Source organism: Haladaptatus sp. W1, assembly GCF_001723155.1.
Taxonomy (GTDB): domain Archaea; phylum Halobacteriota; class Halobacteria; order Halobacteriales; family Haladaptataceae; genus Haladaptatus; species Haladaptatus paucihalophilus.
Map to the genome: position 1 here is coordinate 20,333 of NZ_MEIH01000380.1, position 9,454 is coordinate 29,786.

Consider the following 9,454-nt stretch of genomic DNA (forward strand, 5'->3'; position numbering starts at 1 on the left):
GCTCATCAGACATTAACTGTTATGATTACCAACAGACGTGTCATTGTACCCGTTAGAATCGGTTATGGGCACTGGCTCGCATTCGAGAGCACCCTCTCGTCGAATACTCTCTTCTTCGCCCGCCCTCAGAACCCGTCCCCGTGGATGCTGACGTCCGCTCGAAGCTCCTCTCGAATCGCGTCGTGGACGTGACAGAGGTCGTTCGCACGGTCCACGACCGCCTGCAGCGTCTCGTCGGAAGCGTCGGTTTCGACGATGACCGTGAACCGGACGGCTTCGAGGTCGTTTTCGTCGCCACGGTCGGCTTCGGCGTCGATTTCGATACAGCCGAGTCCGTCGATGTCCCGTTGCCGTGCACCGATTCGAAGCGCCACCGTGTAGCAAGAGGCGTAACTTGCGAGCAAGGTCTCGGTCGGGCTCGGGTCGTCTTCGGTGCGCGCGTCGATGGCGAGTTCGCTCCCCTGGATGCGGGAGACTGTTCTGTATCCGTCGGTCGAAGTCGTCGTGCTCTTGAGCATCGTCGGCTCCACGGTCAGCAGGCACGTAGGGATTGTCGCCGTCCGCTACGGGAAACGGTCGTTCCGAAAAAGAGACCCTGAATTAGAGATACGACCCGTCGTACGATTCCGCCGACTTCGGCGTGTGGACGTTTCCGCATTCGGCGCATTCGATGTGGTCTTGGGTATCTCGTGTCGTCTCCAGCGACCCACAGTTGCCACAGTAGTAGCCGAACTGTTCGGTGAACTCCTTGTCGGTGTACGTGACGAAAAACGGATTTTCGGTTCCTGATTTCGCTTCGTCCGCGTTCGGATACACCGTTTTTCCGTCGTTGGTCGTGACGGTCGTCACTCCGTCGCGGGTTTCCGCGTTCTCCAGAGCTACTTCCGTCTGGTCGGGTTTCTCTCCCGACCCGTCGTCCAATGCCTCCCGCTCGGTCGCATCGAGGATGTATCGGTACTCGACCAGCGACTCGCCGCCGTATTCGACCCGTCGACTTCCCGCCTTCGCAAAGTCGAAGCCTTCGAGGAATCCTGCTCCGTCCCTATTTGCTTCGAGCACGCTCACGTGTATCCGCTCCGCGCCGTCCTCACGGAGCTTTTCAAGGGTCGCTTCGAGCAGTTCCTCGCCGACGCCTCTTCCACGGTGTTCGGGGTCTTCGAGTATCCAGCGTATCTCCCCGGTGTCGCCATCGAGGTGTCCCTCGACGAATCCCACGAGTGTCTCGAACTCCTCGTCTTCGAGCGCGAACACGTAGCCGTCGGAGCGCGCTCCCAAATTGGTCATTCGCCCCTCGTCGAACTCCGCACCGATGACGTTCTCGATCTGTTGTGGGCTCAGGGAGTACGAGGCGGTCATCGAGCTTCGCGTCAGCTCGTGAATCCGCTCCGCATCGTTCGTCGTCGGTTCGCGTAGTTTCACACTCCACCTTTCTCGGTGAGTCGGATAAACTCGTGCCAAAACGGTTACGGTGTTGTAGACGTCCCCTGATTTCGGTCTGCACGGCCTCTATCGACTAGCCCCTGTGCACCCTATCCAAATGTTCTCTGTTCTGTCTTTTCATCAAATTATAAAAAAGAGCTTGCAACTGCAACGAATAGACCGACTCACCATGGGTGATTGGCACTCAGTAGCACAACATCCCTCCGAAGCAAGCACCGGGTCGCGAACGACCGCCGTCCCTAACCATGATATCGACTTCACAATCAGCGGACAGAGAAACGGTAGAACAGTGCGAATCTCGCCAACGAATGACCGGCACGCGAGCACGATGACTCGCTCGAAACGAGTACCGGGACGGGAGTCCGGGTACAGCGACCGCCGGTGCCGTAATTGCGGCTCGTTTGTCACGCCGCAGTTCGCCCGCGTCTTCGGGAACAACGACGACGAAGTGTTCGGTTGTTTCGGCTGTATGTCGGCTACGGCGGTCAAAAATGGGGCAGCGCGAGCCGAACGCTCTTCTCGTCACTCCTCATCGTCGAACCGACAGGTGACGAGGTAGTCCGATCGGTCGTCGTCGCTTTCGGAGCTTTCGAGCGTGACCGGGCGGTCCGTCCCGCGCACCAGTCCGACGGCTACGAACGACGCGATGGGGTGGTCGAACCGGTCTACTGCCCCATACCGACTACCGGTAATAGCGACGGTGACGCGGCCATCCTCGTCCACATCCGGTGTCGCGCTCTCGACCAGTTCGAACCCCTCGACGAGCGCGTCTGCGAGTTGATCTGCGAGTTCGCGGGGTCGGTCCGCGGTGTCGCCGACCATCCCCTCGAACTCGTGGAACAGTCCGGCCCCCGTCGGCGGCACGGCCACCCCTCGCTTGCGCTCGTCGTCCGTCACAACGAACAGCGTCGTCGCGTCGTCCCCGTCGGGCAGGTCGTACTCGCGGTGTTGCGGGACGAACAGGCGTACGCCCGCGTTCCCGTCCGCCGCGCTCCCAGCCGGGAGGTAGACGGACGTCCCTGACAGCCCCAGCGTCTCGACGAGTTCGGCACCGGTCGCGGCGTGGGCGGCGTAGGTTCGATCGCCGACTGACGCCGAGACGAACTGCTCCGGTGTGAGAAAGTACGTGAGCACCCCGGCGAACAGCCCGGTCCCGGCCAGCGCGAAGAGGACGGTTTGCGAGGCGGGAAACAGCAGGCCGCCGAGTCCTGCCAGCGCGCCGATTCCGGCCATTCCAAGCGCGGTGCGCCGATAGTTCGTCTGTCGTGCACGACGATACTCGTCGCGTAATCGTTTGTTTTCCTCGGCAAGCAGTTCTATACGAGCCGCGAGGTACGCATCCGAATCAGTTTCCCCCGCCTCCGATGATCCCTCGTCTCTCTCTGTTGTTGGTGTATGGGTTTCATTCCTGTTCGCCTGTAGAAACTCCCGCCTCTTCATACTCTCTCCATCGTAGGTATGTGGGTTTCACTCATGTGTTCTCCTCTACGAGTCCGAGTGCGACGCGTTCGTACCGATGCAGGCCGTACGAGACGACGGCGACGACGAGCACGACGCCGCCGACGGCTAGCGGAAGTCGGCCGCTCCACCGATAGACGGCCAGCGCTCCCCCGCCGAACAAGGCGGCGACGCCGCTCGTGACGGCGATTCGCCAGCCCGGTCTCTCCAGCCCGAGCGACGGTCCCACGAGCACGGCGAGCAGTCCGAGTTCCAGCAGGACGAGAAACGCGACTCCGATGTCGTCGGAGAAAGCGGCGACGACGAACTGTCCGAACGCCACCGTGTAGAGCGTCGGCACGGTGTACCACAGCACGAAGAACACCGTTCCGGCGAGGAACCCCGGCAAGCCGGTTGCGACGGTACACCCGACCGCGACGAGCAACGCGCCGACGCCGCCCAGCCACGTGGGACCTTCGCGTCGCATCGTTACCGTCCTCCCGCGGCCGGTTCCTTCGCGCGTCGCGTTTCGGCGAGAATCGCTTCGATTCGGTCGGCGGGGGCGACTTCGAGCGCCGTCACGCCGTCGATCTGGGTGAGGTCGCGCCGGAACTCCTCGAAATCGACGTAGCCCTCGTATGCGCTCTCGACGGTTCCGACGCCCCCGCGCTCGAACAACACCGTCGGCGCGAGGAAGACGAGCACGTGCTCGGAGTGGCGACGTGCCGCCCTGACTGCCTCCCGCACTTCCATCCGATGCGTATCGTCGGTGAGGATGACCGTCACGACCGACCCGCGGACGCCGCCGAGGTAGCTTCGAACCGTCTTGTAGAGGGGGTCGCCTTCGATTCGTTGCACGTACCGCTTCGACTCGACGACGTATGGGAGCAGGGTTCGCCCGAACGCCGAGCCTTCCGATCGAAGTCGAGTCGCCATCTCACGTGCTTCACGCGGCGTGTGCGCCCGTGCTCTCGACAGACCCTTCATCGCCGAATCTGCCTCCGTCGCAGTTTCTGCGGCGGTCGAAACGAGGTCGTGGAGTCGCGTTTTGATGGCGGTGTAATGCCGGGCGCTCGCGTCCGATTGGCGGGTGGTCGTCACGCCGGCGTCACCGACGGTGTATAGGGAGAGTGGTTCGGTGTTCGCCCGCGCGTTATCGGCATAAGCGAGCGCGACGTGCCGAAGGTAATCGAGCTTCGTTTCTCCTCCGACTCCCGTCGTCATCGAGGACCGGTGGTCGACGACAAGGGCGGTCGAGAGGTCCGTTTCTGCGTCGAACTCCCGGACGTGCGGGGTGTTCATCCGCGCGGTCGCCTTCCAATCGATCTGCCGAACCGTGTCGCCCGGCATGTATTGGCGAATCTCGGCCGGGTCGAGACCGACACCGCGGTCGGCCGTCTTGTGCTCGCCGAGCGCAGTCGACATGCTCTCGCCGCCCATCCCGACGTGGAGCGCTCGCGGCCGTCGCGGCGCGACGGTCACGCTCGCGACGTCCCCCATCGGCACTGTCGAGCTGAAGAGCCCAGCCGAGTCGGTGAATGTCACAGTTGGGGGTTCACACTCGAACTTCCCGGCGACCGGCCAGCGAAGCGAAAACGTCGTCGTCCCGTCCCGCTCCCCGGCGGCGAGGGTGAACGATTGGTTCTCCGGGTCACGTCCGGTCGCGGGCACCGGCGGGCGTGACTCGACCGACACGGCGAGCGGCGACGGTTCGGAGAGCGTCGCGCAGACGGCGACCGACGTGTCCTCGTCGGTCGCCACGCGGCGCTGGGACATCGATTGGGTTACGGTGAGCGCATCGGCCGTCGCCAACGCGTCGCGTGTGAATCGATACTGCTGGACGAGCAGTGACGCACCGATTCCGGCCGCGCCGACGAGGAGCAGCGGCTGGTCGAGCAGCCACGCCCCGCCCGCGAGCAGGCAACCGAGCACCACTCCGACTTCGTATCGGCGCGTCACCTCCATACTGTTGACAACCCACCCCCTCCCAATTTAATGTATTGTATTGTATCGGATACGGAAGTTGGTTGAAGCCTCCGTAAACTGTGAACTTATTAACACCCGTTCCGTCCCCCGATGGACGGTTCGACGCTATCGAGACGCGGACAAAAACGCGGTTTGGCGGGTCCACGACCGGTCGCTCCGCGACTCAGCCATGCGCTACTCGCCGGAGTACAACCGGTATCTTCGACACATCCCGACCGAATTTCTCGAACGCGAGGGGGAGTTCCTCGTCGTGACGGACAACGCGACGGCGGCCAACGCGACGATAGTCGACCGCCTGCACGCGCGGACGAACGGAATCGCGGGCATCGGTGGCTTTCAGCCGCTCGCCCGCTCCAAAGCCGACGATTCTGCCATTCGGCGTGCCCGCGACGCCGACGCGTCGACCGCCCACGTTCGGAGCGTGGCGGTGCTCCCGGAGGTCCAATCGACCGGCGTCGGAACCGTGCTCATGTCCGCGTTGGAAAAACGCGCCGCCGACCGCGGTTTCACACAGGCCGTCCTCTCGACGCCGGTCGAACTAACCGACGCGCACGGCTTTTGCGAGTCGCGTGGGTACCGGGTCGTTCCGATGCCACCCGACCGAGATGGGGGTACTGACAGAAACGAGAGCGTGGTGGGGAACGTACACGTGGAAGGGGAGACGGATGCGGATGCCGCCCCCGAGTACTACTGGTATCGGAAATCGGGGGTCTGAGGTGGGGTATCGGAAACCGTTGGCGTGCGGTGTCGAAATTCATTCGTGTGAGTTCATCCGGACGACGGTGTGCCGAAGAACGTGGTTGATACCCGATAGTACCACTCACAGAAAGAAGCTGTTTTCACGGATGACTCTAATGCAATAGATGTGTCTCGGTCCGCCGCATCGCTCGGTCTTCTCGCCTTCCTCCTCGTAGCCGCGGTACTGCCCGCACAGGCAGCGGCAGTATCGACGTCCGACGTCGCCCGGTTCTCCTCCCAACCGGAACACGTCGGTACGGCCGCGTTCGCCCGCAACAACTCAACGGTCCACCACGAGAACCCAGACGACGTGCAGTCGGAGGAGGACTTATCCGAGCTCGAACGGTGGCTGTCCGGTCGACTCTCGTCGCAACTCGGGTCGAGCACCATGAAAATCGAGCAGGGACAGTATGAGAAAGCCCACTCGGTCCTCGGCGACGATTACGATGACCTCCTGAGTAAGTACGTCGAAGTCTCGGGACAGACGGACGGAACGTCAGACGACAAAACGGCGAAAACCCTGAAGAACGCTCAACGGAGTCAACAACAGTACGTCTCACGCGTCCAACGCTACCGCCAGCTGTACGACCGCTATCAGCGGGCGAAACAGAACGGAAACGACCAGAAAGCCCGCACGCTCGCCCGGAAACTCGAACGCCTCCAGAAGGACATCGACCGCTCCAGTAGCAACCTGACGACGAACTACAACCGCCTCTCGAACCGGACGAACGTCAGCACGGAGGACGAGATGCGGCGAATTCGGAACGTCACGCAAAACGTCTCCAGCCAGCAGGCGACGGTGCGCGAGGCGGAGTTCACCCAGACGAACCTGACAGCCACGATACGGACGCCGAACGTGTCGTTTCTCGACCCGCTTCGCGTCACCGGCCGACTGACGGACGAGAACGGCACCGCCATCGGAAACCAGTCGATTCAGCTCCGGTTGGCCGGCAATCGTTCACAACGCGTTCGAACGAGCGAGAACGGGTCGTTCTCGCTCGTTGGCAGACCGGCGGTGGTGTCGCGCGGCAACCGCTCCTTCCGCGTCGAGTACCATCCCGCCAACGAGTCCACCTATCTCGGCTCGAACGCGACGGTTCAGGCAAACGTCTCCCCGGTGGCCGCCATGATCGATATTTCGAACCACACGCAGCAGGTGCGATACAACGACACGGTGTCCGTTTCGGGGCGCGTCCACGCTGGGCAGGTCGGCGCAACCGACGTGCCGGTTGCCGTCTTCGTTGGGAAGACGCGAGTGGGAACGACGCGTACCGGTCTGGACGGTTCTTTCTCGTTCGCCGAGACGCTGAATGCGAGTATTCCCGCCGGTCAGAATGCGCTTCGCGTCGTACTCCCCTTCCGTCACCGCGCGTTGAACGCGCTGAACGTAACGGCCCCGGCCGTCGTCGAATCGTCGCCGACGACGCTCACTCTCTCGGGGACGGCCGGGAAGGCCCGGAACGTAAATCTCTCCGGACGCCTCAATACGACAAACGGCACGCCGGTCGCGAACCAACAAGTATCCATCCTCGTTAACGGGACGCAAGTCGTGTCCACGCGGACGGACCAAAACGGCACCTATCGAGCTTCGCTCGTCCTGTCGCCGTCCCTCGTTTCCGCGGACGGCAACGCGACGTTCGTCGCCCAGTTCGATGGCCGCGGAAAGAACGTCGAGTCGGCGCGTACCGCGACCGAGATTTCGGTCACAGATTCCGACGACGGCCCACTTGACTCGACGACCCGTGGCTGGTTGGTCGGCCTCGGCGTGGCCTCCCTCATCACGCTCGGCGGGTTCTTCCTCTGGCGTTCCGACATCGGCGGTGGTGACATTGGCGGCGGTGACATCGACGACGGCGAAAGCGACAGGATGGCGACCAACGCTGGTACGGTTTCACCATCGGACGCCACCACGGCGGACTTTTCTGTATCCGCGAGGGAGTTTCTTGACCGTGCTCGCTCGGCACGCGAGGCGGGTGAGTTCGAAACGGCTGTCGAGATGGGGTATGCAGCTACTCGCAACCAATTCGACGCCGTGGTGCCGACGGCCGCTTCGACCCACTGGGAGTTCTACAACGCCTGCCGGGAGGCCGACCTCGCCGACGAGACGCTTACGACCATCGCCGACGTGACCGAACAGTACGAACAGGCGGCTTTCACCACAAATCGAGTGAGCCGCGAGACGGCGACGGCGGTCATCGACGCCGCCAGCACGCTCGTCGAAGAGTGTCGCTCACCCGTTCGCCCCGATTCGAGCGTAGTAGGCGGGCGAATACGCCCCCGAGCGCTCGGCCCAGGTGCGACGATTGTCATCCGGTTCCATAGCGGATATCTCGTGGGGAAGGAGTTAAGCGCCTCTTCGACGAGCGTGCTGGCGGCGTCGATGACCGCCGTCGCCGTCTCGCGGCTCACTCGATTTGTGGTGAAAGCCGCCTGTTCGTACTGTTCGGTCACGTCGGCGATGGTCGTAAGCGTCTCGTCGGCGAGGTCGGCCTCCCGGCAGGCGTTGTAGAACTCCCAGTGGGTCGAAGCGGCCGTCGGCACCACGGCGTCGAATTGGTTGCGAGTAGCTGATACCCCATCTCGACAGCCGTTTCGAACTCACCCGCCTCGCGTGCCGAGCGAGCACGGTCAAGAAACTCCTCGCGGATACAGAAAAGTCCGCCGTGGTGGCGTCCGATGGTGAAACCGTACCAGCGTTGGTCGCCATCCTGTCGCTTTCGCCGTCGTCGATGTCACCGCCGCCAATGTCACCACCGCCGATGTCGGAACGCAGAGGAAGAACCCGCCGAGCGTGATGAGGGAGGCCACGCCGAGGCCGACCAACCAGCCACGGGTCGTCGAGTCAAGTGGGCCGTCGTCGGAATCTGTGACCGAAATCTCGGTCGCGGTACGCGCCGACTCGACGTTCTTTCCGCGGCCATCGAACTGGGCGACGAAACGTCGCGTTGCCGTCCGCGGAAACGAGGGACGGCGACAGGACGAGCGAAGCTCGATAGGTGCCGTTTTGGTCCGTCCGCGTGGACACGACTTGCGTCCCGTTAACGAGGATGGATACTTGTTGGTTCGCGACCGGCGTGCCGTTTGTCGTATTGAGGCGTCCGGAGAGATTTACGTTCCGGGCCTTCCCGGCCGTCCCCGAGAGAGTGAGCGTCGTCGGCGACGATTCGACGACGGCCGGGGCCGTTACGTTCAGCGCGTTCAACGCGCGGTGACGGAAGGGGAGTACGACGCGAAGCGCATTCTGACCGGCGGGAATACTCGCATTCAGCGTCTCGGCGAACGAGAAAGAACCGTCCAGACCGGTACGCGTCGTTCCCACTCGCGTCTTCCCAACGAAGACGGCAACCGGCACGTCGGTTGCGCCGACCTGCCCAGCGTGGACGCGCCCCGAAACGGACACCGTGTCGTTGTATCGCACCTGCTGCGTGTGGTTCGAAATATCGATCATGGCGGCCACCGGGGAGACGTTTGCCTGAACCGTCGCGTTCGAGCCGAGATAGGTGGACTCGTTGGCGGGATGGTACTCGACGCGGAAGGAGCGGTTGCCGCGCGACACCACCGCCGGTCTGCCAACGAGCGAGAACGACCCGTTCTCGCTCGTTCGAACGCGTTGTGAACGATTGCCGGCCAACCGGAGCTGAATCGACTGGTTTCCGATGGCGGTGCCGTTCTCGTCCGTCAGTCGGCCGGTGACGCGAAGCGGGTCGAGAAACGACACGTTCGGCGTCCGTATCGTGGCTGTCAGGTTCGTCTGGGTGAACTCCGCCTCGCGCACCGTCGCCTGCTGGCTGGAGACGTTTTGCGTGACGTTCCGAATTCGCCGCATCTCGTCCTCCGTGCTGACGTTCGTCCG

At 63.0% G+C, this 9,454-nt stretch carries 7 protein-coding genes and 1 pseudogene; 2 read left to right on the forward strand and 6 right to left on the reverse strand.

The window, feature by feature from the left end; all coding sequences use genetic code 11:
• Window positions 1–125: 125 nt before the first annotated feature.
• From BG842_RS23270 to BG842_RS23290, 5 genes are all read right to left on the reverse strand, one after another.
• Window positions 126–518: an OsmC family protein gene (locus tag BG842_RS23270; protein ID WP_069452666.1), complete on the reverse strand. Its 393-nt coding sequence runs from the start codon at window positions 516–518 to the stop codon at window positions 126–128.
• A gap of 82 nt (window positions 519–600) precedes the next feature.
• Window positions 601–1,419, reverse strand: coding sequence for a GNAT family N-acetyltransferase (locus BG842_RS23275; protein ID WP_069452667.1), 819 nt, complete (start codon window positions 1,417–1,419; stop codon window positions 601–603).
• A 543-nt stretch (window positions 1,420–1,962) separates the two neighbouring features.
• Window positions 1,963–2,880, reverse strand: coding sequence for a hypothetical protein (locus BG842_RS23280; protein WP_069452668.1), 918 nt, complete (start codon window positions 2,878–2,880; stop codon window positions 1,963–1,965).
• A gap of 31 nt (window positions 2,881–2,911) precedes the next feature.
• Window positions 2,912–3,364, reverse strand: coding sequence for a hypothetical protein (locus tag BG842_RS23285; RefSeq protein ID WP_069452669.1), 453 nt, complete (start codon window positions 3,362–3,364; stop codon window positions 2,912–2,914).
• A gap of 2 nt (window positions 3,365–3,366) precedes the next feature.
• Complete coding sequence (locus BG842_RS23290; RefSeq protein WP_069452670.1) at window positions 3,367–4,842, reverse strand: DUF58 domain-containing protein; 1,476 nt, start codon at window positions 4,840–4,842, stop codon at window positions 3,367–3,369.
• A 58-nt stretch (window positions 4,843–4,900) separates the two neighbouring features.
• Here BG842_RS23290 and BG842_RS28330 point away from each other — a divergent pair, with 58 nt between their 5' ends.
• On the forward strand, window positions 4,901–5,578 hold the full coding sequence (locus tag BG842_RS28330) for a GNAT family N-acetyltransferase (protein WP_175424266.1): 678 nt from the start codon (window positions 4,901–4,903) through the stop codon (window positions 5,576–5,578).
• Between the two features lie 150 nt (window positions 5,579–5,728).
• Window positions 5,729–8,110: a hypothetical protein gene (locus BG842_RS23300; protein WP_254663418.1), complete on the forward strand. Its 2,382-nt coding sequence runs from the start codon at window positions 5,729–5,731 to the stop codon at window positions 8,108–8,110.
• Window positions 8,111–8,443: 333 nt separating this feature from the next.
• On the opposite strand, the pseudogene BG842_RS23305 reads toward BG842_RS23300, so the two are convergent.
• Window positions 8,444–9,454, reverse strand: a pseudogene (locus BG842_RS23305) (hypothetical protein); the annotation flags it as partial.

Bases quoted from the DNA above. Each gene is read 5' to 3' on its own strand.
- BG842_RS23280 (WP_069452668.1), bottom strand. From the start codon at position 2,880: ATGAAGAGGCGGGAGTTTCTACAGGCGAACAGGAATGAAACCCATACA.
- BG842_RS23290 (WP_069452670.1), bottom strand. From the start codon at position 4,842: ATGGAGGTGACGCGCCGATACGAAGTCGGAGTGGTGCTCGGTTGCCTG.
- BG842_RS23270 (WP_069452666.1), bottom strand. From the start codon at position 518: ATGCTCAAGAGCACGACGACTTCGACCGACGGATACAGAACAGTCTCC.
- BG842_RS23285 (WP_069452669.1), bottom strand. From the start codon at position 3,364: ATGCGACGCGAAGGTCCCACGTGGCTGGGCGGCGTCGGCGCGTTGCTC.